Below are 25476 nucleotides of genomic sequence, written 5' to 3' on the forward strand. Positions count from 1 at the left end.
CCCACCGGAGAGGCGCAATGTCGGGGTGAAACCATGCATGCGCCGGCCCCCGCCCCGCAGGGCGGAGGCTGTGCGCATCAACACGCTTAATCCTCGTAGACTTCTTCGTCGTTCAACGGCACGATCAGCATATCCACATGGACGGTGTTGATCAGCTGGCGGGCCGACGACATCAGCTTGCTCCAGAAATCCTGATGATGTCCGCACAGGACCAGATCGACATCGTACTTATTGATGGCATCCACCAGCACCTGGCCTAAATCGCCGCTGCCGCTGAGGATTTCGGCAATCGGATAATGGGCGTTCTGCGACAGCTGCGTCATCGCATTTTGGGTTTCCTCGGAGATGCGTTTTTGCATATCCCCGAGATTGACGTCGATAAGTCCGGTATAGAGATCGGAATAATTGACGTCAACATGGATCAACGAAATCTTCGCGTTGTACGGTCTGGCCATCGATACTGCTTTTTCCACCAACACATTGCTTTCCGGTGAAAGGTCAACGGCGATAAGGATGTGTTTATAAGACATAATCAGACTCCTTGCAAAATGTCACTCGTTAACTCCGCGCGACGTGGGTACTCATCCGGCATGTCTGTGACGCCTTAAGTTTAACACTCGGCGGCGTTCCAGAAGTGATGCCGTGATCACACCTATCCGTATGATATTTATCAACCCGCCCAGCATTTTCGGCTGGGGCGATACTCCGGCGGTAAAACCTTAACAGCAATAACTAACATAATTGAATTATAATTATTAATTTTTCAACGCACTAAATTTAGTATAGCTTTTATTAGAAAGGGCATCGCGCATTATCCGGGGAGGATGCGACGTAGCCCGTATGCCGGGGTGACCCGGCAAGGCGCGGTCGCGTTGCTGAAAAAAAACCGGCTAAAAGAACAATTTTTGTCGCTTCGATTGCTTTCTTTAGACAAACTTTTCTACACTCAATATTGCAAGGTCCGGCAGTATTTTTACTGCGTATATCCATTCTCGGTTATATCAATTTTTGGGGTGGGCTTCTTCAGCTCTGTGGTTAGTTGCTATCGCGCGTAAACCGCTGCCGGCCCGGATGTCGGAAGGTTGTGTGGAGTCGCGTTGCCGGGGGGGATTTATGATCAACACCGTTGCGCTTTTCTGGGCTTTATGTGTCGTCTGTGTCGTTAATATGGCGCGTTATTACTCATCGTTGCGGGCATTATTGGTGGTACTGCGGGGGTGCGATCCGCTGCTCTACCAGTACGTGGACGGCGGCGGGTTTTTCACCGCGCACGGACAGCCCAGCAAGCAGCTCAGGCTGGTACGCTACATCATTGCCCAGCGGTATCTCGATCATCACGATCCGGAATTTATCCGCCGCTGCGAGCGGGTGCGCCGGCAATTTATGCTGACCAGCGCGCTGTGCGGATTCATCGTCGTCAGCCTGATTGCCCTGGCTATCTGGCACTGAGACGTAAAGAAACCGTGCTGGGAATCAAACAATTAAAAAGGCGACCCGCAGGCCGCCCTTTTCACTACGCCTGCCGGATGCGTTAAATCAGCTTCAATGCCAGCCAGTAAAGACTACCCGAGAGCACGATAGCCACCGGCAGGGTGAGTACCCACGCCAGCAGGATATTTTGCACGGTCTTACCCTGGACGCCGCCGCCGTCCACCAGCATGGTGCCCGCCACCGCGGAGGACAATACATGGGTGGTGGAAACCGGCATGCCGGTATAGCTGGCGGCGCCGATGGACACGGCGGCGGTCATCTGCGCCGACAGTCCCTGCGCGTAGGTCATGCCCTTCTTGCCGATCTTTTCGCCGATGGTGGTGGCAACGCGCCGCCAGCCAATCATGGTGCCCAGCGACAAGGCCAGCGCCACGGCAACGATAATCCACAGCGGCGCGTACTCCACGGTTGCCAGCAGATCCTTACGCAAATTATTCAGGAAGCGTTTATCTTCGCCGGTGGTTTGCGGCAGCTTGGCGGTCCGGTCCGCGGTATCGGCGACGCACATCAACAGGCGGCGCACATGCGCGCGCTCGAAGGGCGTGATCTTATCGTAGCTCTGCAAATTATCCAGCAGCGCCATGGCGCGGGTGATGGCCAGCAGCGCCCGGGAACTGTCGCAGTGAAACTCGGCCGGCGTGGACGGCAGGGCGTTGACATCCGGCGTCGGAATCGCCGGCGGTTCGGCGTTAACCACCTGCGGCAGGGCGCCTTGATGCTGCAGGTAAAATTGCTGCAGGTTGCCGACCGCGTCGCGGGTGCGGGCGATATCATAACCGGTGGAATTCATATTCACCACGAACCCGGCCGGCGCGACGCCTATCAATACCAGCATGATCAGGCCGATACCTTTCTGTCCGTCATTGGCGCCGTGGGCAAAACTCACCCCGGCGGCCGACAGGATAAGCGCAGTGCGGGTCCAGAACGGCGGTTTGCGTTTGCCGTCTTTCTTCTCCCGTTCCGCCGGCGTCAAATGAATGCGGCGCCGTTTCGGGGTGCTGCTCCAGTAACGGCGCAGCGCGAAGACCATGATACCGGCCACCACCAGCCCGACGATGGGCGAAATGATCAGCGACAGGAAGATCTCGATAAGCTTCGGGATATTCAGCGCGTCCAGCACCGACGAGTCGGTTACCATGGCGTTGGTCAGGCCGATGCCGATAATGGCGCCAATCAAGGTATGCGAGCTGGAGGCCGGCAAACCGAAGTACCAGGTTCCCAGGTTCCAGATAATGGCCGCCAACAGCATGGAAAACATCATTGCCAGGCCGTGGGTGGAGCTGACGTTTAACAACAGGTCGACCGGCAGCAGATGCACGATGGCATACGCCACGCTCAGGCCGCCGAGCAGTACGCCGAGAAAATTGAAGATTCCCGACATGCCCACGGCCAGCTGCGAGCGCAGGGCACGTGTGTAGATTACGGTTGCTACCGCATTGGCGGTATCATGAAACCCGTTGATGGCTTCATATACCAGGACAAAAATCAATGCGAGCACCAGCATAAGACCGGTATGAAACTCCAGGCCGGTAAATAGATGTAGCATAGGGTTACGCCATAGATTGGACATGAACGGGGCGCATTATCTGCGACAACAGGGGCCGTGGAAAAGAGAAATATGACCTTTTTATGACATTTCTGTCGGGACTGCGCGGGCTTGTCCGCACTTTACTCTGTAAAATCATGAGGATAACTATGCTTACTGATTTTATCATCCTGTTACGTTGGCATAAGGCCACCGGGGACATTACAATCGGCCCCCGCGTGGAACGCACAATAGCCGGACGGACGCCCTTTTTCATGATTAAGCAGGCATAAGCAGAGAGCAAGTATGGTGGAACAGTTTGACGTAGTGGTGATCGGCGCCGGCGCCGCGGGCATGTTTTGCGCCGCGCAGGCCGGCCGGCTGGGCCGCAGGGTATTGCTGCTGGATAACGGCAAAAAGCCGGGACGGAAAATTCTCATGTCCGGCGGCGGCCGCTGTAATTTCACCAATTTGTATGTCGAGCCGGCGGCGTTCCTCTCGCAAAATCCGCATTTCTGCAAGTCCGCCCTGTCGCGTTATACCCAGTGGGACTTTATTGCCCTGATGCAGCAATACGGCATCGCCTGGCATGAAAAAACCCTCGGCCAGCTTTTTTGCGACGACTCGGCGCAGCAGGTGGTGGATTTGCTGCTCAAGGAGTGCGAATTGGGCCAGGTGACGCTGCGGTGTCGCAGCGAGGTAGGGGCCGTGGAAAAACGCGGCGATGATTTTTTCCTGACCCTGCCGGGCGGCGCCATCAAAACCGGCCGCCTGGTGATCGCGACAGGCGGCCTGTCCATGCCCGGCCTGGGCGCCACGCCCTTCGGTTATAAAATTGCCCAACAGTTCGGACTGCCGGTCATCCCCACCCGCGCCGCGCTGGTGCCTTTTACCCTGCATAAGCCCCTGCTGGAACAGTTAAGCGTGCTGTCCGGCATCGGCGTGCCCGCGGTGGTCGTTGCTGAAAACGGCGTCTCGTTCCGGGAAAACCTGCTGTTTACCCATCGTGGACTGTCGGGACCCGCCATATTGCAGATTTCCAGCTTCTGGCAAAGCGGCGAGTACCTGACGCTTAACCTGCTGCCTGATACCGATTTAGCCACGTTCCTGGCGGCTGAATTGCGCGAACACCCCAACCAAAGCCTGAAAAACACCCTGGCAAAACTGTTGCCGCGTCGTTTTGTCGAGATGTGGTTCGCCCTGCTGGCCATTCCGGAATGCACGCTAAAACAGCTCACCCACCGCCAGCAGGCCGATTGGATTCTGGCCCTGCAGCAGTGGCGGCTGCAGCCGAACGGCACCGAGGGCTATCGCACCGCCGAGGTCACCCAGGGCGGCGTGGATACCCGCTATCTCTCGTCCAAAACCATGGAAAGCCGGCAGGTGCCGGGACTGTATTTTATCGGCGAGGTGGTGGATGTGATAGGCTGGCTGGGCGGCTATAACTTCCAATGGGCCTGGAGCTCGGCGTGGGCCTGCGCGCAGGCGCTGGGGGCCGCGGAACGCCCTAACCCTGCCTGAGGGTCACGCGGTGACTTAACGCAGACGCCTGATCTCATGATCCCGGTACTTGTAGTTACAGCGCAGTTCCACGCCTGCGGGGATATCAGCCAGCGTGAACACCGCGATAACCGATACCGTGCGCTTATTCGCCAGAATCGCCGGAAACCGGGCCATTTCCACATTATAGCCGGATCGCGCCTGGCGACAGGGACGGCCATGCTCGTCATATTCAACCAGGGTGTTTATTTTGGATATGATGCCGTCGCCGTCAAGAATGATCTCCTCTTCCTGATCATCGGCCGCTATGGATATCAGATAGTCATGATCGAAAACGGTTTTGTCGCACACCCCTTCCGGTACCAGGACACCGGCGTAGATTCCCACGCACGTCCCTTTCGCCAACGGCCTGGCGGCCATCACCCCCCATTGGCCGATAAGGGATTTTTCCCGCGCCGGCACATCGTGCCTGGTGAGCTTACGGCACTGCAACAAGCCTGCATAAAGCGCGGCCCGATCGGCGCCGCTCACATCTCCGCTGGCAAAGGGCACTACCTGGTCATTGGCATAGCGGTTATTGGCGGTGGTTGCCAGCGAAAAACGGTTGAGATGGACGATCGTCACGGCATTGCCGTCCACGTCCCGATAGGGCGGCAGGGCATTGATATCATGGCGATAACTTCTGTTCCTGGCAACGATGGCGCTGCGGATCTCGCTTTTCATAAAGTGGGTCAGCACGCCGTTCATAAACACCCGGGCAATCAAATGCGTCGCCGCGCGTTCTTCTTCACTGGCCTGGTCGGGCGGTTGCCCGGCCCGGCCATCCACTAATTTAAGCGCGTGCAACCGCGCACTCCAATTCAAACCATGGCGGCGGTTAACGTGTATGCTCATTCCTGCAAGCGCGGCATGGTCTTGCGGCGTCATCAATTTGTCAGCCAATGCCCGGACACACTGCAGCCCGATACTGACCGCGCGATAGGGGTGCTTTTCCTTTTCACCCGCCTTACGCAAGGTACTTTCCAGAATGGCATGCCACTGGCGCCAAACCGGGCGGCACCGGTCACAGCAGTTCTCCGCCACCTTCAGGTGACTGGTTAGCCTGGACAGCCCGCCTGGCCGACGGACCTTGCCCGCCGGGAGGGAATGTATGGCGGGTGGGCCGCCGGGGGAATGAATATTGTACATACTAAGTGGACCTCCCTATCATCATTGCTGCGCGTCGCTTCTCTGCTTTACAGCCGGTAAGCCATGGCCGTGGCTTTCATACGGAGCTTATCGGGAGGGGATACGCGGCACAACAAGGCCGGCTGACATAAGATTTTTCCCCGCGCCGGGTTCGCGGCTTCGCGTTTAGCCGCTATTGTTCATCAGGTTCTGTTATCGGCAGTGGTGTTATATTCCGGCGGCGTCAGGGAATAAATACGCAGTTCCTCACCGGCGGCGATGTTCCTTAAGGCAAATATCGCCAATACATAAATTTTCCTGCCATCCGCCAGTTCCGCCAAAAATTTGGCCGCCTCGACATTGCAGCTTTCCGCTGCGGGCTTATGCGCAGCCCTGGGATCGTCGTAAGCGAAACCGGCCCTTATTTTCGCCAAAATGCCATCACTGTCCAGATAAGTGTCAGGCCCGCCACACACTGAAATATCGACGATATATTCCATATTGAAAAACTGCCGGTGCGCCATAAGATATTCATCGACCAGCGTCCCTGACAGCACGCCTACGCAGGTATCCTTAGCGATCGGGCTGCGCGCCATCACCCTCCACTGTGGCGCCGCCTCCGCCTCCGGTCGCGACGGTTTATCCAATGCTGCATGGCGCAACATAACCTGCGCATATAATTTCAATCTCGCCAAGGGCGCCGTTGTCGAGGTTATAAACGGTTTAACCCCATCATTGGCGTAAACTTTGCCTGAAACGACTTTTTTTGAGTCGGCGCTGATGCTTTTTATTTTCAATATCGTGTCGTCCGAGCGACGAAACGGATAAAGGCCGTTCAGGAGGGGCTCGTAGCAGCGGCTTCGTTCCAATTGTGCCTGGTGGAACTTGGCGTGCAAAAATTCATCAAGCAAGCCTCTCATCAGTAGTTTGGCGAACAGATGAGTCGCTGCGCGTTCTTCCGGTTTTTGTTCATGCTGTTTTTTTCTGCCCGCAAGCGCAAAGATATGGTCGAGAAGCTGTTTTTCGTGCAGGTCGGTTACTAACAGGCTGACGCCAAGTATATTCTCGTCCGCCGCGCTCACCAGCCGTTCGGCAATGTCATATCTGGCCTGCATGCTATGCAGCATCCTTGCCGGTGGATGCGGCGCGGTCAGCATGCCGTCCTCCATTTTAGCGACTTCCTGATTCCATCTTTCCCAGAGGGTCGCGCATCTTTCACAGCAATTTTGTATCCGGGCAAAATGGCTCGCGATCCGGGTTAACGCCTTTGCGGGTTGCGGTGCCGACAGGCTGCGCAGGGTGATAAATTCCTTGAGATAGGGCGAAGCGATTTGGTCCATCATCCGTTCCTGTTTTTATCGTCATAAGGTGGGGCTAAAGCTAAACGGCTAAAACAGGGCTGGCAAGCAGTCTGGCGGGAGAGAGTTTTTTGCCAGGCGGCAAGAAAGGGAGAGCGCTGAGGCTACGTGAGCTGCGGGCATCAGGCCACAGACGCCGCCGGGCATCGCACGGCGCTGCGATGACAGCTTGGCGGCCTGGAACAATACTCTGATCTCTTACGGCAACTGCAGGGGTTGTCGGCGGCGGTCCGGTATTTTTAATCCAGGATTTTTAACGCCAGCGCCACCAGCTCCGCCATGTCGTCAAGCGAGCGGCCGGTTTTCCCCACCACCCGCATCCCAAGCAGGATGGTTAACATCATCCTGGCGGCGGCCGCGCTGTTAACGCCGGGTTTAATTGAACCGTCGGCCTTGCCCTGATCAATCAGCGCCGCCAGCAGGTTTTCATTGCCTCGCAGCGTCCCGGCGACAGCCTCCGCCAGTGCCGGATCAAAGGTATCCAGCCCGATGGCGCTGCCGACGACCAGGCAGCCGCGTTGTCCTTCAATATCATGGGATGATTCGGCGTAAAACCGCAGCACCGTGCGCAGGCGCTCGCGGCCGGTGGCGACGGCGGCGAGCCGGTCGGCCAAATCCGCGTTACGCAGGGACGTATAACGATCGAATGCCGCCAGGAACAGGGTGCGCTTATCGCTGAAGGCTTTGTAAATACTGCCGGCCGACAACCCCATCGCCTGGGCCAGATCGCTGATGGAGGCGGCGGTGTAGCCTTTGGATCTGAAGATCAGGATGGCCTGATCAAGCGCCAGGTCCATCGCGAACCCGCGCGGTCGCCCGGGGCTGCGGGCGTGGTGGGGAACAGTGTCTGTATTCATTGTGCCATTATAAGGAAATGGTCGTTTCCCAAACAAGGGTTATTTTACACCCTATGGCGCGGCGTAGCCGCCATAAAGACGCCGGCCAGGATTGCCAGCGTGATGGCAAAATAGCCCACGCCATGCCAGCCGGCCCGTTCCCAGGCCATCATCGCGCCCATGGAACCCAGGGTGCCGCCGAGGAACATGCCGCCCATAAACAGGGTGTTTACCCGTCCCTTGGCTTCTTCCCGCAGACCGTAGATGACATGCTGGTTGGCGACCAGCGCGCTCTGTACGCCGAGGTCGAGCAAAATCACACCGACCGTCAGGCCGATAAGCGACGTCCAGCCCATAAATACCAGCCAGGCAATCAGCGTCAGCGCGGCGCCCATGATAATCACGGGGCGTCCGCCGAGGCGATCGGCCATCCTGCCGGCGGCCGGAGCGGCAAATACGCCCACCGCGCCCACGACCCCGAACAATCCGGCAATACCGGATCCCAGATGGTAGGCCGAATGATCCAGATAAATAGCCAGGATAGTCCAGAAGGCGCTAAAAGAGGCAAACAGCGCGGCTTGGGTCAGGGTCGCCTGGCGCAGGCGCGGCTCTTCGCGCCATAAGTGGATCAGGGAAGCCATCAGCGCCGGATAGCTCAGGGCGGCGCGCGCTGTCGCGGTTGTTTTAGGCAGCATGCGGTACATCAGCAGCGCGCCGAGCAGCGCCAGCGGCACGCCCAGCAGGAACATGGCGCGCCAGCCGGCATATTCGGCCACCAGGCCGGCCAGGGTGCGGCTCAGCAGAATACCGCTTAACAACCCGCTCATCACGCTGCCCACCACCGCGCCGCGCCGGGCGGGAGAGGCCAGGGTCGCCGCCACCGGCACGATCTGCTGCGCCGCCGTGGCGCCAATGCCCAGCAATAGCGACGCGCCCAGCAGCGTCCAGCCCGTAGGCGCGAACGCCGCCAGCAGCGAGGCTAGCGCCAGCATCAGGAACTGCAGCACAATCAGCCGGCGCCGTTCAAACAAATCGCCCAGCGGCACCAGCAGCAGCAGCCCGGCCGCGTAGCCCAGCTGGGTGATGGTCGGTATAAGGCCGGGGGCAGACTGACCGGGAAAACTCGCCGCGATCACCACCATCATCGGCTGGTTGTAATAAATATTCGCCACGGCGATGCCGCTGGCCGCCGCCATGGCGAAAATCAACAGTTGGCTGATGACGCCGGTTTGCCTCTGGGAGGCATTGGTTACAATAGACATGATTTTTTCCGTCAAGTGAAATGCCGTCGCCACCGCGATGACCGTTGACGTTAAGACTACCGGTCGGCGGAGTGCGCCGGTAGACCGTGGAAATCGATAGCTTTTATTCCGCTGGGGAATAGGTGGCGTTCAGCGCGGCGGCGGGGCCCGGCCCGAGGATAGCGGCAAAATACTCGACGAATGCGCGCGCCTTGGCGCTGGCCAGACGGCCGGTGGGAAATACCGCCCACAAATCCATCATCGGCAGGTGCCAGTCGTCGAGCACCGTAATCACTTCGCCGCGCGCCTGCTCCGGGGCGAACATCCAAAGCGATGCCATGGCCAGGCCAACGCCCGAACGCACCAGGGTGCGAATACCCTCTGCGGCCGAGACCTGTATCCGTCCCTGGGCATTAATGGTGCGCGTCTCTTCGCCACGGGTAAAAACCCATCGCGCGCCGCCGCCCCGGCTTTGGGTGTAGACCACCGCCTGGTGGCCGAGGAGATCCTCCGGTTTCAGGGGCATGCCGCAGCGGGCAAAATACGCCGGCGTGCCGACAATCTGCAGCGGCGCCGAGCTGAGCTTGCGCGCAATCAGGCTGGAGTCGCTGAGCGCGCCCAGGCGCAGCGCCACGTCGATCCCCTCGGCAATCAGGTCGATATTGCGGTCATCAAGCACGACGTCGACGTGCAGTTCGGGATGACGGGACAAAAAAAGACCGAGGTGCGGCAAGACATTCATCCGGGCAAAGGTCACCGGCGCGCAGATCCGCAACCGGCCGGTCAAACCATGGCCCGCGCCGCGCGCCGACGCATCGGCGTCATTGATGTCGTCGATGGCCCGTTTGGCGCGCTGGTAATACTCTTCGCCCGCCGCGGTGGGGGTCAGGCCGCGGGTCGAGCGCAACAGCAGCCTGACGCCGAGCCGCTCCTCCAGTTGCGCGATGGTCTTGGATACCGCCGGCTGGCCGATGGCAAGCCGGCGGGCGGCGGCGGAAAAAGAGCCGGTTTCCACGACATAGACCAAAGCTTCCATCGCCGCTAATCGATCCACGCTATTCCTCCGGGGAATGGGATATCACTGCCCGCAGTTTACCCGTCTCAAGCCGTAATCCGCCAGTGCCGGGTGAGGTGCGCCCCGGGGGCATCGCTAATCAATTTGGGGGTGCTGAACCGCCAGCGCCTGCCGTTTGATTTCCAGCTCCTTGATTTGACTATCGATATCCTCGATACGTTGCTCGATATTATCGTATTGTTCCTGCAACAGTTCCTTGGCTTCCGTTTTGTCCGAGGCCGCCGGCGCGGCGCCCTTCAGGGGCAGGTTGGCGGTTTCTTTCATATACAGCCCCGTCAGCAGGCCGATAACGGCGACCAGCATCAGGTAATAGGCGGGCATATACAGATTCCGCGTCTCCTCGACAATCCAGGCGATAAGCGTAGGCGTCAGGCCCGCCACCAGAATCGAGATATTGAACGAAATGGCCAGCGCGCTATAGCGGATATGCGTCGGGAACATGGCCGGCAAGGTAGAGGCCATCACGCCGGTAAACGCGTTCAGCAATACCGCCAGGATCAAGAGTCCCAGGAAAATTAGCCCGATAATCCCGCTGTTGATCATGATAAAGCAGGGAATAGCGCAAATAAACAACCCGATGCTGCCGCCAATCACAAAAGGTTTGCGTCCATACCTATCGCTCATCAGGCCGATAAGGGGTTGCACAAACAGCATGCCCACCATAATGGCGATAATAATCAGTACGCCGCGGTTTTCCGAATAATGCAGGCTATGGGACAGATAGCTCGGCATATAGGTCAGCAGCATGTAATAGGTGACATTCGTGGCAATAACCAGGCCTACGCAGCTCAGCAGGCTTTTCCATTGGGTGGTGGCTATCTCGCGAAAGGACACCTTGGGCGGCGCCTGGAGGGTGGTTTTGGCGTCTTTATCGATGCTATCGATATGCTGCTGAAAGGTGGGCGTCTCCTCCAGGGCATTACGCAGATAGATGCCGATAAGCCCCAGTGGCGCGGCCAGGTAAAACGGAATCCGCCAGCCCCAACTGATAAAATTGTCTTCTCCCACCATGCTGGAAATAAACACCACGCAACCCGCCCCCAACACGAAGCCGGCAATGGAGCCGAAATCAAGCCAACTGCCGAGGAAACCACGCTTCCTATCGGGAGAATATTCGGCGACAAAGATGGCTGCGCCGGAATATTCGCCGCCTACCGAGAACCCCTGCGCCAGTTTGGCCGTCAGCAATAGGATCGGCGCCCAGATGCCAATCGAGGCGTAAGAAGGGATAAGACCGATACAAAACGTACTGGCCGACATAATAATGATGGTTACCGACAGCACTTTCTGCCGTCCAAACTTATCGCCCAGCCCGCCAAAAAACAGGCCGCCCAGGGGCCTGACCAAAAACGGCACCGAAAAGGTCGCCAGCGCCGCGATCATCTGCACGCCGGCATTGGCGCCGGGAAAGAATACCTGTCCCAGCGCGTAGGCGACAAAACCATATACGCCAAAATCGAACCATTCCATGGCGTTGCCCAGCGCGGCCGCGGTAATGGCCTTTTTGAGCTTCACGTCGTCGATGATCGTGATGTCTTGTATTCGCATGGGTTTCATGCGTTTTTTTCTTAATAGCATTGCTCGGTTCCTCGGTCCATAAGCGCTCTCCCGACAGCCTGGACAGTCACTATGCCATGATGCCGGTAGGACTAAATTCGCGAGGAGTATAGTGTGAAATGACCAGGCTGGCAGAATATATCGTTCATTTCGTCAATTTAGCGGCCTGGTTGGCGCCAATGGCGGCATTTTTGGCGTTTTATTCCGCAGGTTTGATCCGCCGCCGAATTGCCGCAATGGGGCGGAGGCCGCGCCGGCCTTTATCGACGGGCCGCTGTGCCGATCGCCGCGTCATGTAAATCAAGGCGTTGCCAAAAATTCTGCTCGCCGTTGCCCCCGGACAGGGGGTAGCCGTCCGCCAGGGCGGTTTTTACCAGCAACGCGCGGCGCTGCGCGCCAGAAAGGCCAGGCAGCGGCGCTTCCAGCAGCACCTCCGCGCCCGCGGGCACGCTGACGGGCCTGGCGGCGGTTTTCTGCGCCGGCAGGCCGTAGGTCATGGTATAGCGATAAAACGCCGTCATGGCGCTATCGCGATAGGGGTCGCTCCCGGCGTCGCTTTGGGCGCAAGCCGCCAGCGCCATGCCGCATTCTTTTTCCAGCGCGCCGCGCAGTTGGCTTTTGGCCTGCTCGAACAGCGCGCGGTATGGCGCGTCATTCAGGAAATGCGCCACGTTGCGCTCGGCAACCATCCGCGAACCAATGATATCCAATGGATAATGTACGCCCAGCACGATACGGGAATAGCCGTAACGGGCGCCGCGATCGAGAAGCGGCACAAACCGCTCGGGCAGCATCTCCGCCAGCAGCAGGGCATCGGTATAACCGGTATTGGTATGGCCGCTGGGAAAAGCGCCGGCGGTGGCGGTATAAGGATGGCCGTCTTTTACCACGCTGTCGTCCGGCACCAGATGGATTTGATTGGCCGGACGTAAAAAGGGCCGGTCATAATTAAAATGATCCTTGGCGGCCGAGGTACTGATTTCCGAGTTTTTGATTAATGCGGCGGCCTTGGCGATTTCGCCTTTTTCATAGGCGTCGAGAAAGGCTTTGCCCAGGCGCGGGCCCAACGCGTCGGCGAGGAAAAACAGGTAATTCTGCCCTTCGGCGTCCACCAGCGCCTGCCGGCGCTGTCCCTGGGTGGCGTCGCGGTTAATCTGGGTGACCGTGGCCAGGCTTTGCGCCTGTACCGCCGGCGATAACCGCGTGAATTCCTCCAGCAGCGCGATGTCGGCCTGCTGGTTCTGATTGACGGCAAAATCATAACCGCTGGCGGCCAGCCACTGCTTATCCGCTTGTTTTGGCGTTTGTTTGGCTTTGTCCAATTGGGACCGGGCCAGCGTGGCGGCGCCGCCTTGCAGGGCCTGGCGCAAGTCCTGCTGGATACGCTGCTCAAGGGCGACAAATTGCGGATCCTGGCTGGCCGGCGTGGTGGCGTCGACGATGACGACGATGCGGCGCGGATCCAGGGTCGTGGACTGCGCCAGGGCCGGGCCGATAAATAATATCGCCGTGGAGGCGATAACCAGGGAAGTGAGAGAGCGCATGGCGAATCCTTCTGTTTTATTTCGTGGGGGAAAAGCAATTAACATCACGAAATAAAACTAGGCCGGATTTATGACAGTTTAATGTCAGCGGGGCACTGGCGATAAAAGGCGGTTTGCCGCCATGGCGCGGGCATCAGTTCAACCCGGCCGCGGCCGCGATATTATCCACCGAGGCCGGGCAGCGCGCCGTTGGCCGCATCCCGCTGCCTTTGCCGCAGCCGGCGTGCCAATTCGTCCGCGCGCATCAGTTCCAGCGCGCCGGTGGGACAGGCTTCGACACAGGCCGGTCCCCGCGCGCGCCCGCTGCAGATATCGCATTTGTGCGCCGTGGCCCGATACGACGCCGGCCGGGTCGCGGTCGCGGCCACGGAGACGGCGCTAACGGAAATCATGCCGTAGGGGCAGGCCAGCGCGCAGGATTTGCAGCCGACGCATAACGACTGCAGCACCTGGACGCTATTGTCGAGATAACGAATGGCGCCGGTGGGGCAGGCGTTGGCGCAAGGGGCGTTTTCGCACTGGCGGCAAAGCACCGGCGTGGTGATGCGGGAGGTTTTGACCACCTTGAGGCGCGGCGCAAAATTCTGCGGACTGATGCCGCGTTCACCGCCGTGCGCCGTGGCGCAGGCGATCTCGCAGGTGCGGCAGCCGATGCACTGGCTGCTGTCGGCGATAATAAACTGGTTCATCGTTCGCTCCCGCCGCCCTTAGCGCACATGCAAATAACAGCTGATGCTTTCGGCGGCCTTGCGCCCTTCGGCGATGGCGGTCACGATCAGATCGGCGCCGCGCACGATGTCGCCGCCGGCAAAAATCTTGGCATTGCTGGTCTGGTAGGGATAGCCGGAGACCGTGGGCGCCACGACCCGTCCCTGCTTATCCAGCACCACGTTATGATCCGCCAGCCAGTTCATGCGGTGCGGCTTGAACCCAAACGCCATGATCACCGCGTCGGCGGCGATCAAATGCTCGGAGCCGGCCACCGGCACCGCCTGGCGCCGGCCATTTTCATCCGGTTCGCCCATGGCGGTGGTTACCATGGTGACGCCGGTAACCCGGCCCGCCCCGTCGACTTCAATGCGCAGCGGCTGCTGGTTGAACATAAATTCCGCCCCTTCCTCACGGGCGTTTTTTACCTCGCGCTTAGAGCCGGGCATATTTTTTTCATCCCGGCGATAGGCGCAGATCACCTGGCGCGCGTCGTGGCGCAGCGACGTCCGCACGCAGTCCATGGCGGTATCGCCGCCGCCCAGCACCAGCACGGTTTTACCCTCCAGGCTGATATAGGTATGCTCGTCGGTATCGGGATATCCCATCAGGTGGCGGGTATTGGCGATCAGGAAAGGCAGGGCGTCGAGCACGCCTTCGGCCTGCTCGTTGTCAAGCCCGGAACGCATCGACTGATACGTGCCGACGCCCAGGAACAGCGCATCGAACTCGCTTAACAGTTGCTCCATGGTGATATCCCGGCCAATTTCCGTATTGAGCCGGAATTCGACGCCCATGGCGCTGAAAATCTCGCGCCGGCGGCTCATAACGCTTTTTTCCAGCTTAAAGGCCGGGATGCCGAACGTCAGCAGCCCGCCGATTTCCGGGTACCGGTCGAATACCACCGGCGTAATGCCGTTGCGTACCAGGATATCGGCGCAGCCAAGGCCGGCCGGTCCGGCGCCGATGACCGCCACCCGTTTGCCGCTGGGTATCACCTGCGACATATCCGGCCGCCAGCCCATAGTGAACGCCGTTTCGGTAATATAACGCTCGATATGGCCGATGGTCACCGCTCCCTGGCGGTCGTTTAAGGTACAGGACTGCTCGCACAGGCGATCCTGTGGACAGACGCGGCCGCAGACTTCAGGCAGGCTGCTGGTTTTGTGGCTCAGTTCGGCCGCTTCCAGGATCCGTCCCTGATGGGCCAGCTTAATCCACTGTGGAATCGCGTTATGCAGCGGGCAGGTCCACTGGCAAATGGTGCGTTCGCCGCAGTTAAGGCAGCGCTCGGACTGTTCGCCAATCTGCGTTTCGTTAAACGGCTGGTAGATTTCGGCGAAACTGGTTTTGCGCTGTTCAAGCGGGATTTTGGCCGCTTCCAGCCTGGGCGTGCGCGGCATATCAAGCAGGTTAACCCTGGGATGCCGGCTGCGCGCCTGGCTTGCGGGCGGCGAGCTGACCGGGCGTGCGCCGGCCAGCAGGTAGCTGGCGGGATCTTTTAACGCGGCGGCGAAGCGCTTTTGCTGCTGACGCACGGCGATCTCCTGCTCATCCACCAATGTCAGTGCCTGTGTCGGGCAGGCGCCGACACAGGCGGGCGTGTAATTTTCCGCCGCGCACAAATCGCATTTTTGCGCCTCGGTTCTTTCATAGGCCTCGGCCAGACGCTGGCTGGCGGGCTGTACGGTCTCGGTCACCACCGTCATCATGCCGAACGGGCAGGCGATAACGCAGCTTTTGCAGCCGATGCATTTTTCCTGCAATACCTGGATGGAATCATGGCTGCGCACTATGGCGTCGTTGGGACAGGCGCTGGCGCAGGGGGCGTCTTCGCAATGATGGCAGGAAACCGCGATACTGGCTTTTGTGCCCTTGATGACCCTAAGCCGCGGCGTAAAGTATTCGCGTTTGCTGGGGAACTGGCCGCCATGATGGGCAACAACACAGGCCACTTCGCAACTGCGGCAGCCGATACAGGTTTCTGACTCTGCCACGATAAATCGGTTCATACGTCTTTCCTGCCGCGGTAGGCCCCACGGCGCAGCGTTATAGGTATTTTGCCCGTGCCGGTACGGGCGTGCCGCCAAAATAATAGCCCTATCTTTATAATGGTTACTGTTTCTTTAATGCAATCTTTTTTCTCGGCGAAAGGCGAAAGTTCGCTGCTTTTGCTACCTGGATGCAGCCGTTTTGTGCAGGTCGTGAAATAAACCGGCGGTCGTTGGGGTAAATGCCCAAGGCGGGAGGGCGCGGATTTTCAGGTATCGCCCGGTCGGCAAAAGATGCTTTTTTGGGCAAATGTCTGGAAATTTAGGCATCGCCACCATGATCGCCCGGGGACATTTCGTTATACTTGTTAATTATTTGTTCACCGGGCGGGTCCCGGTACAGCCGCCCTTTGCCGTGAGTATGATGTCGATGCCTGGTTCTTCACCTCAGCAGGCCGCCAGCGGATGGCGTCTTAATCTGAATATTCTCTCCATCGTTGTCTTCAACTTCGTGAATTATTTATCCATTGGCCTGCCGCTGGCGGTATTGCCCGGTTATGTGCATAACCATATGGGCTACAGTGCGTTTTGGGCCGGCCTGGTGATCAGCCTGCAATATCTCGCTACCCTTCTGAGCCGTCCCTGGGCCGGGCGTTATGCCGACCGGGTCGGGCCGAAACGCATCGTGGTGCTGGGCTTGTTCGGCTGCCTGCTGAGCGGGGTATTTTACCTGTTGTCATTGCTGGGCGACGCCCTGCCGGTCGCGGCGTTAATCCTGTTATGCGCCGGACGGGTGATACTGGGCATCGGGCAAAGTTTTGTCGGCACCGGCGCCACCCTATGGGGGGTGGGCGCGGTCGGCTCGCTGCATATCGGCCGGGTGATCTCCTGGAACGGCGTGGCAAGCTACGGCGCCCTGGCCGTAGGCGCGCCGCTGGGGGTATGGTTGTACTATCTGGGCGGCTTGGGATTAATGGCGGCGGCGATCATTGTGGTTTGCGCCATGGCGATTATGGCGGCGGTGCGCAAACCGCCGGTGAAGACCGCCACCGGTAAGCAGATTCCCTTTAGCGCGGTGGTGGGGCTTATCTGGCGTTACGGGCTGGTGCTGGCGTTCGCGTCCTGCGGGTTTGGCGTGATCGCCACCTTCATTACCCTGTTTTATGGCGATAAAGGCTGGGACGGCGCCGCTTTCGCCCTGACGCTGTTCAGCGTTGCGTTTGTCGGCACCCGGCTATTTTTTCCCAACAGTATTAACCGCTATGGCGGATTACGGGTTTCCATGGCCTGTTTTAGCGTGGAAGCCGCCGGCCTGCTGCTGGTGTGGCTCTCAGGCTCGCCCTGGATGGCGGAGGTGGGCGCGTTCCTGACGGGCGCCGGTTTCTCGTTGGTTTTCCCTGCGCTGGGGGTGGTGGCGATGAAGGAAGTGCCGCCGCAGAACCAGGGCAGCGCGCTGGCCACCTTTACCGCGTTTATGGATTTATCGCTGGGTATCGTCGGACCGCTGGCGGGCGTGTTGATGGCCCATGCAGGCGTTTCGTCGATTTATCTTTCAGCCGCCCTGCTGGTGCTGCTGGCACTGTTGATGACGCTGTCGCTCAGGCGGCGGGTGCTGCGCAACCACGCGTCCGGCCAGGCGCGTTAGAGCCGGCCCGCGGGGGCCGGACGGTTTATTTTACCACCAGGGTATTGAGGATAGACTCAGCCGCGGTTTGCGCCGTTTGCTGGTTTTCGGCGGGGAGGGTGATTTGCATGGTCAGCAGATGATTATCCACCCGGCCGATGACCACCGACGAATAGGCCGGTTTGCCGCCGCTGGAGACGATGCTGTCCAGCTGCTGAAACGTTTGGCCATTGACGGTAACGGCTTTATTGGTGACGACCTGCAGGTCCGGGTCGCGCGAGCGCTGCTGATCTTCCAGCCGCTGGGCCAGTACATCCAGCCCTTCGGTGGTATTATCGCCGAGGATGACGATCACCGCCTTGTGGCCCGTTTCATCGGCATAGACGTGCATATTATTGGCCTGGGTGCCCACCTTGCCGCTCTGATCGCTCATATCCCCGGGCAGGGCGAAGGTGAGCTTGCCGTCAAGCAGGCTGACTTTGGTTTGTGCCTGGCTATGCGCCGCGCCGTTGTCGACCGTGGCGTTGCGATCGTTTTTATTGTCACAGGCCGCCAGCCCGAAAACCAGTAAACCGATGCCGAGATACTTCGCTGCTTTCTGCATAAATTTCCTTAATGACTCCATTTATTCAGCCGTTCAGCTGTTTATAATCCGATGCGCTTGGGAAAGGCAACCAACTGATTGTCATAACTTTTTCTCAAGCCAAACCTGATTTTCCCCTTCATCATCCTGCGTTCCGTTCCGCGTCGGCAGGTAATGATTTGATATAAGAAACAATAGCATCCCCTGGAAGCTGCTGCGCGTATTTACGTTAATGGTGTGATATCCCTGCGCTTTTGCCCATGTTTCCTGCGCGGCCAGCAGCGCCCGCGCCACTCCCTGACGGCGGAAATCGGGCAAAACGCCCGCCAGCCACAGGTGAAATTCGCCGGCATTAAGGGCATATCCCGCAATAAAGCCTACGGGGCGGCCGTTGATCTCGGCGATAAGCAATTGATGCGGCCGGTGCTGCAGCCGCATTTCGATATCCATCAGGGAGTGGTGCGCATTCAGCTCCGGCAACTGAGCATACAATAGATGGATCTCTTTCGCGCTGGCGGTACGGTGGTTAATTATCATGGCAATCTCCCAAAAGCGAGTAAGCCAAGAATAACGCAATATGGAGGTTAACTCAGTTGGAGAAATCCGTTATTGCCCGGCCGTGCCATCCGTTTAAGCAGCATATTCAGCAAGATACCGTACATCGGCAGAAAAAACACCATGCTTATCAGTAGCTTGAAGCTATAATCCACCAAGGCGATCTCCACCCAATGCGCGGCCATAAACGGATCGGTGCTTTTATAAAACGCGATAAAAAAGAACGCCAGCGTATCGCTGATATTCCCAAGCAGCGTGGAGGCCGTCGGCGCCACCCACCACGGAAAACCGCGGCGCAGCCGGTTAAAGACATGGACATCCAGGATCTGGCCCAGGGCGTAGGCCATAAAACTGGCGCAGGCGATGCGGGCGACAAACAGATTAAGCTGCGCGAGCACGGCCATACCCTGCCATTCCCCCTGGTAAAACAGCGATGAAACGATATAGGAGATCACCAGCGCCGGCACCATTACAGCCAGGATAATCCTGCGGGCCAGCGGCGCGCCGAATATCCGTACCGTCAGGTCGGTTGCCAGGAAGATAAAAGGAAAAGTAAAGGCGCCCCAGGTGGTTTTGAAGCCGAAAACAGCAATCGGCAACTGCACCAGATAATTGCTTGAGGTGATAATGATAATGTGGAACAGCGCCAGCCAGAGCAGCGCATGCAGCCGCTGGCGCGGGGTAAATTTGAACATATATGGCCTTTTTTTGATAAATGGGGTGAGGGAACCCAGAACAAGAGATGCGCCGTTCAGCTATTAATTAACCACTTATGGGCGCGGCGCGCATAATACCTGCTTGTATTTAAAATGCAACCGTTGAGTTTATCATCAAATTCAGCCAAGCTTGCACAGACTCACGAACGCTGGAAATTTTATGTCTGACTGCTTTGCCGATGCCGACCTCACCCTTGATGCCCAGGGCCTGCGCTGCCCTGAGCCGGTTATGATGGTGCGTAAAACCGTCCGCCAGATGCAAACCGGCCAAACGCTGCTGGTCATCGCCGACGATCCGGCCACAACCCGCGACATTCCCGGCTTCTGCCGGTACATGGAACATGCCCTGCTGGCGCAGTCGACCGGGGAATTACCCTACCGTTATCTGTTGCGCAAAGGCTAATCAAAAATACAGGGACCGCACAATCAAGAAGTGGCCGGCGAAATAACTGGCCGCAATCACCGCTTTCGCCGCCCCGAAAGGGTAACGGAAATGGCTGATAAGCCACAGCACGGTGGTCAGCAGCAGCAGGCACGCGCCCGCCAGCAGTGAAAAACTGTGATCGGTGCTGCGGGCAAAGTACTGTTCACCGGCGATCCATACCATCAGCAGGGTCATGCCGATATACGTACAAATCGCCCAGCGCAGCTCCGCCAGGCGCGACCACAGCACGGCTATCAGCGCCGCGCCGATAATCAGCAGCACCACGGGCAGCGGCCAGAAGACGGTAAAGGTCATCTGGCTGGCGAACCCTATGGTATACAGCAGGTACGATAAGAAATAGGCGCCGATAACGTACATCATGCGTTCATTGGTCAGCAGCAGCAGCGCATCGCCCACCATGGTCGCCACCAGGCCGAGGATAATCAGGTAACCGGCGACGGTCAGCACCGGCGCCTGCGCCGCCAGGGCCAGGAGCAGCAGCAGGGTAACCGGCTTGAATAACCAGCGTTGCCATACCGGGCCTCGATAGGTGGCGTCGACAAACAACCAACCTGAAAAAACGACAGCGATAAATGACCAGAGCATAGTGTTTTTATCCTTATGTGCAGTGAGGGGGCGTTCCCTGATGTCTCATTTGGTACGATTAGCGCAGAGAAATTATGACGATCGTAAATTCAGTGTAGGGGATCGATATGGGTTTAACCCAGATTTAGGGACTGAGTGTGTTGTTACGGCGCTTTATGCTATGTTAGCGCCAGAATTTTTCCATGCAAATGACAATTACCCAGAAATGTGGGAGATAGCCGGGTTATGAGCAGCGAACTGCCCTTATATCGGATTCAATTTATCAATAACGGCAAAAACTATCAGCTTTATGTGCGCGAACTCAGCCAAAGCCCTATGTTCGGCTTTATCGAAATCGGCGAGTTTGTGTTTTACAGCCAAAGCGCCGTGTTGGTCGACCCGTCCGAAGAAAAACTGAAAACCGAATTTGCCGGCGTCAGCCGCAGCTATATTCCGCTGCACGCGGTGATCCGTATTGATGTCGTGACGGAAAAAGGCAGCGCGCGTATTTCCGATCTTGGCGATAATGTCACCACGTTCCCCTATTTTCCCGGCAAAAAACCCTCTTAAGCGCTCGTCCCGCGCGCTATTTATCCAGGCCGGCCGGCTTTTGCGCGCGTTGTTTCTTTTGCCAGGCCAGCATTTCAAATACGCCGAATAAAAACATGCGCGCCTGGAAAAGACGGCTGAGCTTGGGTTCGTCGCGGGTCAGGGTGGCTTTGAGCAGCGTGAGCTGTAACCCGTGCATAATCACCATAAAAATCATGGCGATATCAAGGAAATATTTTAACGGGCGCGGAAAGGGATGGATCAGGTTAAACACCAGGAATCCCCAGATAAGCAACATCAGTAAACGGCCCAGATTAATCCACATCATGTCGCTCCTGAAAGGGGCCATCTTGACGAATGTACAACCGGCAGGCCACCTGGCCGGCGACTTTTTCGCGGTGCAGGCGCCAGTGCGCGGGCGTCGCGACGTCGTGGTTTTCCGTTTCGGTCTCAAGATAAATCCAGGCGCCGGGCGCCAGCCAGTGATGCTGTTCCAGTAATTGCACCGTCTGGCCGATAAGCCCGCGGCGAAAAGGGGGATCGAGAAAGACCAGATCGTGCGGGGTACCCGGCTGCGCCAGCCAGCGCAGGCTGTCGGTCACGACAACCCGGCCGTTGGCGGCGCCCAGCAACTGCATGTTTTTATCCAGCTGGGCGGCTACGGATCGGTCTTGTTCCAGCAGCGTGGCGGCGCCGGCGTGACGGGACAGCGCCTCCAGGCCCAGCGCGCCGCTGCCGGCAAAACAATCCAGGCAGCGCGCGCCCTGGATCATCGGCGCCAGCCAGTTGAACAGCGTTTCTCGCACCCGGTCGGTGGTAGGGCGCAGCCCCGGGCTATCCGGCACCGGCAGTTTACGCCCGCGCCATTGACCGCCGATAATGCGGATTTGCCCGGCGGGACGCGAAGGGATTTTTTTTGCCATAGATGTCTTATTGTTCGCCAAATCAGTCAAAAAACCGGGTCAGGGTCTGTTGCCGGCTATTCTACCGGGCCGGCGACGCTTGGGGAATGTTAATTCGCTCTTGTTCGCCGACGGCGGGGAAAAGCCAACGCCAGGCGTGTTGAGCGGCCGCGAAGGTGATAAACTATCAGGTTTATCAGTCACGTTATTCATCCGCCATGATTCTTCGGCGAGGAGTGTAGTCGCAAATGGCAAAAGAGAAAAAACGCGGTTTCCTTTCCTGGTTAGGCATTAAGCGTCAGGATGACGAACCGGAACAGGAAAAACCGGTTGACCAGGATGCGCCGATCGCGGCCGAGGATGCCGCCGCGTCATCGCCCCCGGCCGGCGAGGCGGCGGCTCGCGATACGGCACGGGATATCGTCGATATCACCGAACAGGTATCGGCGCGACAAACGGAGGGCGACCACGCCGGGCGTGATGACGCGAGTCTGGCCCTTGCCGAAGATGTCCGTCCTGAAGATACGCAACCGCCGGCGCAGGACGATATCGCCGTGGCCGACGGGGATCGCGCCGGATATGGCGAATCAAGCCTGGCCCTCGCAGAAGACGTCCGTCCCGGCGAAGGGGCGTTGGCGGCCGCGGAAGATCTTGCCTGGCGCGACGAGGATAGCGTCGGCGTTCCGGAGATCGACGGGGCCGGCGGCGTGCCCCTGACCGAGCAGCAACGCCCGACCCGGGAAGGTTTTTTCGCCCGCCTGAAGCGGGGGCTGCTCAAGACCAAACAAAACCTCGGATCCGGATTTATCGGATTGTTTACCGGTAAGAAAATAGACGATGATCTGTTTGAACAGCTTGAAGAACAATTGCTGATTGCCGACGTGGGGGTGGAAACCACCCGCAAGATTATCGCCGGCCTTATCGAGCATGCCGACCGCCGGCACCTGAAGGACGCGGACTCGCTTTACGTCAAATTAAAAGAAGAAATGGGCGCCATCCTCGCCAGGGTCGATCGGCCGCTGGACGTGGGCGGCAAGACGCCGTTTGTCATTTTGATGGTCGGCGTCAACGGCGTCGGCAAGACCACCACCATCGGTAAATTGGCGCGCCAGTACCAGGCGCAGGGCAAAACCGTGATGCTGGCGGCCGGCGACACCTTCCGCGCGGCGGCGGTGGAGCAGCTGCAGGTCTGGGGCCAGCGTAACCGGATCCCGGTTATCGCCCAGCACACCGGCGCCGATTCCGCATCGGTCATCTTTGATGCCATCCAGGCGGCCAAGGCCCGCGGCGTTGATGTCCTTATCGCCGATACCGCCGGGCGCCTGCAGAACAAAAGCCATTTGATGGATGAACTGAAGAAAATCGTGCGGGTCATGAAAAAGCTGGACGACGACGCCCCCCATGAGGTTATGCTGACCCTGGACGCCAGCACCGGCCAGAACGCCGTCAGCCAGGCGCGGTTATTTAACGAAACGGTGCCGCTCACCGGCATTACCCTGACTAAACTGGACGGTACCGCCAAAGGCGGCGTGATCTTCGCGGTGGCCGACCAGTTCGGTATCCCGATCCGTTATATCGGCGTGGGCGAGGGCATTGAGGATTTGCGGCCGTTTAACGCCCCGGATTTTATTGAGGCGCTATTTTCACGGGATGTTACACAAGAACATTGATTGGTTGCCCAACAGGGTCCATTTTGCCCGAGAGGATTAATTAGGATGATTCGCTTTGAACAGGTCAGCAAAGCGTATCTTGGCGGACGACAGGCGCTGCAAAGCGTCAATTTTCATCTTCGTCCCGCCGAGATGGCCTTTCTGACCGGCCATTCAGGCGCGGGGAAAAGTACCCTGCTGAAACTGATATGCGGTATTGAACGGCCTAGCGCGGGTCATATATTTTTCGGCGGCCACGACATCAGTCGCCTGAAAAATGGCGAGGTGCCCTTTTTACGCCGCCAGATCGGCATGATCTTTCAGGATCATCATTTGCTGCTCGATCGCACCGTCTATGACAATGTGGCGATGCCGCTGATTATCGCCGGCGCCAGCGTCGAGGATATCAGGCGTCGCGTTTCGGCGGCCCTGGACAAGGTCGGCCTGCTGGATAAGGCGCGTAATTTCCCCATCCAGCTGTCGGGCGGCGAACAGCAGCGGGTCGGCATTGCCCGGGCGGTGGTGAATAAACCCGCGGTGCTGCTGGCGGACGAGCCTACCGGTAATCTGGATGACGCCTTGTCGGAGGAGATTTTACGCTTGTTTGAGGAATTTAACCGGGCCGGCGTGACGGTATTGATGGCCACCCATGACCTGAGCCTGATTGCCCGGCGGCGCTATCGCATCATGTCCCTTAGCCAGGGCAGGTTAGACGGGGGCCAGGATGGTGAATAAGCTTAACCGGCCCAAGGGCGCGCGCAGCGCCAAGCCGTTAAAAAACAAAAGTAAGGCGCTGCAAAGCGGCTGGCGCGAGCAATGGGGCTATGCCTGGAAAAGCGCGCTGGCGGATTTGCGCCTGCAGCCCCTGGCGACCTTATTAACTATTGCGGTAATTGCCATTTCGTTGACCTTGCCCAGCGTATGTTATCTGGTATGGAAAAATGTCAGCCAGGCGGCGGAGCAATGGTATCCCGCGCCGCAGTTGACCGTCTACCTGGACAAGGCCCTGGACGACGACGCGGCGCTTAAGGTGCTGGGAAGGCTTAAGCAGGAAGCCGGCGTGGAAAAGGTCAACTATCTGTCCCGCGAGGAGGCGATGGGGGAATTCCGTAACTGGTCGGGCTTCGGCGGCGCGCTTGATATGCTGGAGGAAAATCCGTTGCCCGCGGTGGCCATTATTACGCCTAAGCTGGATTTTCAGAGCGCCGACACCCTCAAGACCCTGCGCGACCGGGTCGCGGCGGTGCCGGGAGTGGATGAAGTCCGCATGGACGACAGCTGGTTTGCTCGCCTGGCGGCGTTAACCGGGCTGGTGGGGCAGGTTGCCGCCACCATTGGTCTGCTGATGATTATCGCGGTGTTCCTGGTTATCGGCAACAGCATCAGGCTGAGTATTTTCAGCCGCCGCGAAACCATTAATGTAATGAAGCTGCTGGGCGCCACCGACGGCTTTATCCTGCGGCCGTTTCTTAACGGCGGCGCGCTGCTGGGCCTGGGGGGCGCGATTTTGTCGCTGATCCTTTCGGAAACACTGGTCTGGCGGCTGGAGTCGGTGGTGGCGAAGGTCGCCGCGGTATTCGGCACCTCCTTTGCGCTGCACGGACTGGACTGGGAAGAGACGCTGCTGCTGCTGCTGATTTCCGCCATGATAGGCTGGGTGGCCGCCTGGATGGCGACGGTGCAACATTTACGTCATTTTACACCCCAATAACGTTTTTTTGTTATAATAGGGCATCGGATGTTGCGACCGCACGAGCTGATCCCCGTAGATAATGGTTATGAACTAAAATCGCTGTGAGCTAAAAATGGCAATGAACTAAGGTGTTCATCCCCGGTCTCATTAATGGCTAGCTGATTAATGAGGCCCATCAACCGGGCGCGCCATAAGGCAGCAGC

The 25476-nt window shown here is 58.5% G+C and carries 25 protein-coding genes; 8 read left to right on the forward strand and 17 right to left on the reverse strand.

From position 1 onward, the window contains the following. Window positions 1-86 precede the first annotated feature (86 nt). Entirely contained in the window at window positions 87-530 is a 444-nt protein-coding gene (gene uspA, locus ABUK12_RS17535; RefSeq protein WP_162367300.1) for a universal stress protein UspA, read from the reverse strand. Window positions 531-1113: 583 nt separating this feature from the next. Between uspA and uspB the strand changes: the two genes are divergently transcribed. Then, the gene (gene uspB, locus ABUK12_RS17540) at window positions 1114-1449 is read left to right on the forward strand and encodes a universal stress protein UspB (protein WP_410013052.1); all 336 of its coding nucleotides are present in this window, start codon (window positions 1114-1116) and stop codon (window positions 1447-1449) included. Window positions 1450-1531: 82 nt separating this feature from the next. Here uspB and pitA read toward each other — a convergent pair whose 3' ends face one another. Beyond that, window positions 1532-3037, reverse strand: coding sequence for an inorganic phosphate transporter PitA (gene pitA / locus ABUK12_RS17545; RefSeq protein WP_410013053.1), 1506 nt, complete (start codon window positions 3035-3037; stop codon window positions 1532-1534). A 288-nt stretch (window positions 3038-3325) separates the two neighbouring features. Here pitA and ABUK12_RS17550 point away from each other — a divergent pair, with 288 nt between their 5' ends. Further along, window positions 3326-4537, forward strand: a complete 1212-nt coding sequence (locus tag ABUK12_RS17550; protein ID WP_410016693.1) for an NAD(P)/FAD-dependent oxidoreductase — start codon at window positions 3326-3328, stop codon at window positions 4535-4537. A 15-nt stretch (window positions 4538-4552) separates the two neighbouring features. Here the strand turns inward: ABUK12_RS17550 and ABUK12_RS17555 are convergent, their stop codons facing one another. The 9 genes from ABUK12_RS17555 to aegA all read right to left on the reverse strand — a co-directional run bounded on the left by ABUK12_RS17555 (window position 4553) and on the right by aegA (window position 16014). Continuing rightward, the gene (locus ABUK12_RS17555) at window positions 4553-5362 is read right to left on the reverse strand and encodes a hypothetical protein (protein WP_410013054.1); all 810 of its coding nucleotides are present in this window, start codon (window positions 5360-5362) and stop codon (window positions 4553-4555) included. Window positions 5363-5886: 524 nt separating this feature from the next. Further along, window positions 5887-7026 carry a hypothetical protein gene (locus ABUK12_RS17560; RefSeq protein WP_410013055.1) on the reverse strand — a complete coding sequence of 380 codons (1140 nt, stop codon included), beginning with the start codon at window positions 7024-7026 and terminating at the stop codon, window positions 5887-5889. 254 nt (window positions 7027-7280) lie between these two features. Further along, window positions 7281-7898, reverse strand: coding sequence for a TetR/AcrR family transcriptional regulator (locus ABUK12_RS17565; protein ID WP_410013056.1), 618 nt, complete (start codon window positions 7896-7898; stop codon window positions 7281-7283). Between the two features lie 44 nt (window positions 7899-7942). Further along, on the reverse strand, window positions 7943-9139 hold the full coding sequence (locus ABUK12_RS17570; protein ID WP_410013057.1) for an MFS transporter: 1197 nt from the start codon (window positions 9137-9139) through the stop codon (window positions 7943-7945). A gap of 103 nt (window positions 9140-9242) precedes the next feature. Then, entirely contained in the window at window positions 9243-10172 is a 930-nt protein-coding gene (locus ABUK12_RS17575) for a LysR family transcriptional regulator (RefSeq protein ID WP_410013058.1), read from the reverse strand. Between the two features lie 96 nt (window positions 10173-10268). Further along, window positions 10269-11771 carry a glycine betaine/L-proline transporter ProP gene (gene proP, locus ABUK12_RS17580; RefSeq protein ID WP_410013059.1) on the reverse strand — a complete coding sequence of 501 codons (1503 nt, stop codon included), beginning with the start codon at window positions 11769-11771 and terminating at the stop codon, window positions 10269-10271. Window positions 11772-12010: 239 nt separating this feature from the next. Beyond that, window positions 12011-13294: an acid phosphatase gene (locus ABUK12_RS17585; protein ID WP_410013060.1), complete on the reverse strand. Its 1284-nt coding sequence runs from the start codon at window positions 13292-13294 to the stop codon at window positions 12011-12013. Window positions 13295-13455: 161 nt separating this feature from the next. Beyond that, window positions 13456-13983 (reverse strand): 4Fe-4S dicluster domain-containing protein, encoded by a 528-nt coding sequence (locus tag ABUK12_RS17590; RefSeq protein WP_410013061.1) that lies wholly within the window; start codon window positions 13981-13983, stop codon window positions 13456-13458. A gap of 18 nt (window positions 13984-14001) precedes the next feature. Next, entirely contained in the window at window positions 14002-16014 is a 2013-nt protein-coding gene (gene aegA / locus ABUK12_RS17595; protein WP_410013062.1) for a formate-dependent uric acid utilization protein AegA, read from the reverse strand. Between the two features lie 409 nt (window positions 16015-16423). Here aegA and ABUK12_RS17600 point away from each other — a divergent pair, with 409 nt between their 5' ends. Next, the gene (locus ABUK12_RS17600) at window positions 16424-17638 is read left to right on the forward strand and encodes an MFS transporter (protein ID WP_410016694.1); all 1215 of its coding nucleotides are present in this window, start codon (window positions 16424-16426) and stop codon (window positions 17636-17638) included. Window positions 17639-17663: 25 nt separating this feature from the next. On the opposite strand, the gene ABUK12_RS17605 is transcribed toward ABUK12_RS17600, so the two are convergent. The 3 genes from ABUK12_RS17605 to ABUK12_RS17615 all read right to left on the reverse strand — a co-directional run bounded on the left by ABUK12_RS17605 (window position 17664) and on the right by ABUK12_RS17615 (window position 19450). After that, window positions 17664-18221: a DcrB family lipoprotein gene (locus tag ABUK12_RS17605; RefSeq protein ID WP_410013063.1), complete on the reverse strand. Its 558-nt coding sequence runs from the start codon at window positions 18219-18221 to the stop codon at window positions 17664-17666. Between the two features lie 81 nt (window positions 18222-18302). Further along, window positions 18303-18737 carry a GNAT family N-acetyltransferase gene (locus ABUK12_RS17610; protein ID WP_410013064.1) on the reverse strand — a complete coding sequence of 145 codons (435 nt, stop codon included), beginning with the start codon at window positions 18735-18737 and terminating at the stop codon, window positions 18303-18305. A gap of 47 nt (window positions 18738-18784) precedes the next feature. Then, window positions 18785-19450: a 7-cyano-7-deazaguanine/7-aminomethyl-7-deazaguanine transporter gene (locus ABUK12_RS17615; protein ID WP_410013065.1), complete on the reverse strand. Its 666-nt coding sequence runs from the start codon at window positions 19448-19450 to the stop codon at window positions 18785-18787. Window positions 19451-19631: 181 nt separating this feature from the next. Between ABUK12_RS17615 and tusA the strand changes: the two genes are divergently transcribed. Further along, window positions 19632-19874, forward strand: coding sequence for a sulfurtransferase TusA (gene tusA / locus ABUK12_RS17620; RefSeq protein WP_410013066.1), 243 nt, complete (start codon window positions 19632-19634; stop codon window positions 19872-19874). On the opposite strand, the gene ABUK12_RS17625 is transcribed toward tusA, so the two are convergent. After that, a complete protein-coding gene (locus ABUK12_RS17625; RefSeq protein WP_410013067.1) occupies window positions 19875-20501 on the reverse strand; it encodes a lysoplasmalogenase in 627 nt (208 codons plus the stop codon). 225 nt (window positions 20502-20726) lie between these two features. Here ABUK12_RS17625 and ABUK12_RS17630 point away from each other — a divergent pair, with 225 nt between their 5' ends. After that, entirely contained in the window at window positions 20727-21050 is a 324-nt protein-coding gene (locus tag ABUK12_RS17630) for a DUF1820 family protein (protein ID WP_410013068.1), read from the forward strand. Window positions 21051-21066: 16 nt separating this feature from the next. On the opposite strand, the gene ABUK12_RS17635 is transcribed toward ABUK12_RS17630, so the two are convergent. Together ABUK12_RS17635 and rsmD are read right to left on the reverse strand one after the other, a co-directional pair. After that, complete coding sequence (locus tag ABUK12_RS17635; protein WP_410016695.1) at window positions 21067-21354, reverse strand: DUF1145 family protein; 288 nt, start codon at window positions 21352-21354, stop codon at window positions 21067-21069. Beyond that, on the reverse strand, window positions 21344-21952 hold the full coding sequence (gene rsmD, locus ABUK12_RS17640) for a 16S rRNA (guanine(966)-N(2))-methyltransferase (protein WP_410013069.1): 609 nt from the start codon (window positions 21950-21952) through the stop codon (window positions 21344-21346). The genes ABUK12_RS17635 and rsmD overlap by 11 nt, the downstream gene beginning before the upstream one ends. A gap of 227 nt (window positions 21953-22179) precedes the next feature. Here rsmD and ftsY point away from each other — a divergent pair, with 227 nt between their 5' ends. Genes ftsY through ftsX form a run of 3 tightly spaced genes read left to right on the forward strand, consistent with a single transcriptional unit; the run spans window position 22180 to window position 25291 of the window. Continuing rightward, a complete protein-coding gene (ftsY, locus tag ABUK12_RS17645; RefSeq protein ID WP_410013070.1) occupies window positions 22180-23601 on the forward strand; it encodes a signal recognition particle-docking protein FtsY in 1422 nt (473 codons plus the stop codon). Window positions 23602-23646: 45 nt separating this feature from the next. After that, entirely contained in the window at window positions 23647-24315 is a 669-nt protein-coding gene (gene ftsE / locus ABUK12_RS17650) for a cell division ATP-binding protein FtsE (protein ID WP_410013071.1), read from the forward strand. After that, the gene (gene ftsX / locus ABUK12_RS17655; protein ID WP_410013072.1) at window positions 24305-25291 is read left to right on the forward strand and encodes a permease-like cell division protein FtsX; all 987 of its coding nucleotides are present in this window, start codon (window positions 24305-24307) and stop codon (window positions 25289-25291) included. The genes ftsE and ftsX overlap by 11 nt, the downstream gene beginning before the upstream one ends. Window positions 25292-25476: the final 185 nt, after the last annotated feature.

It is taken from the genome of Sodalis sp. C49, from assembly GCF_046352915.1.
Classification (GTDB): Bacteria; Pseudomonadota; Gammaproteobacteria; order Enterobacterales; family Enterobacteriaceae; genus Acerihabitans.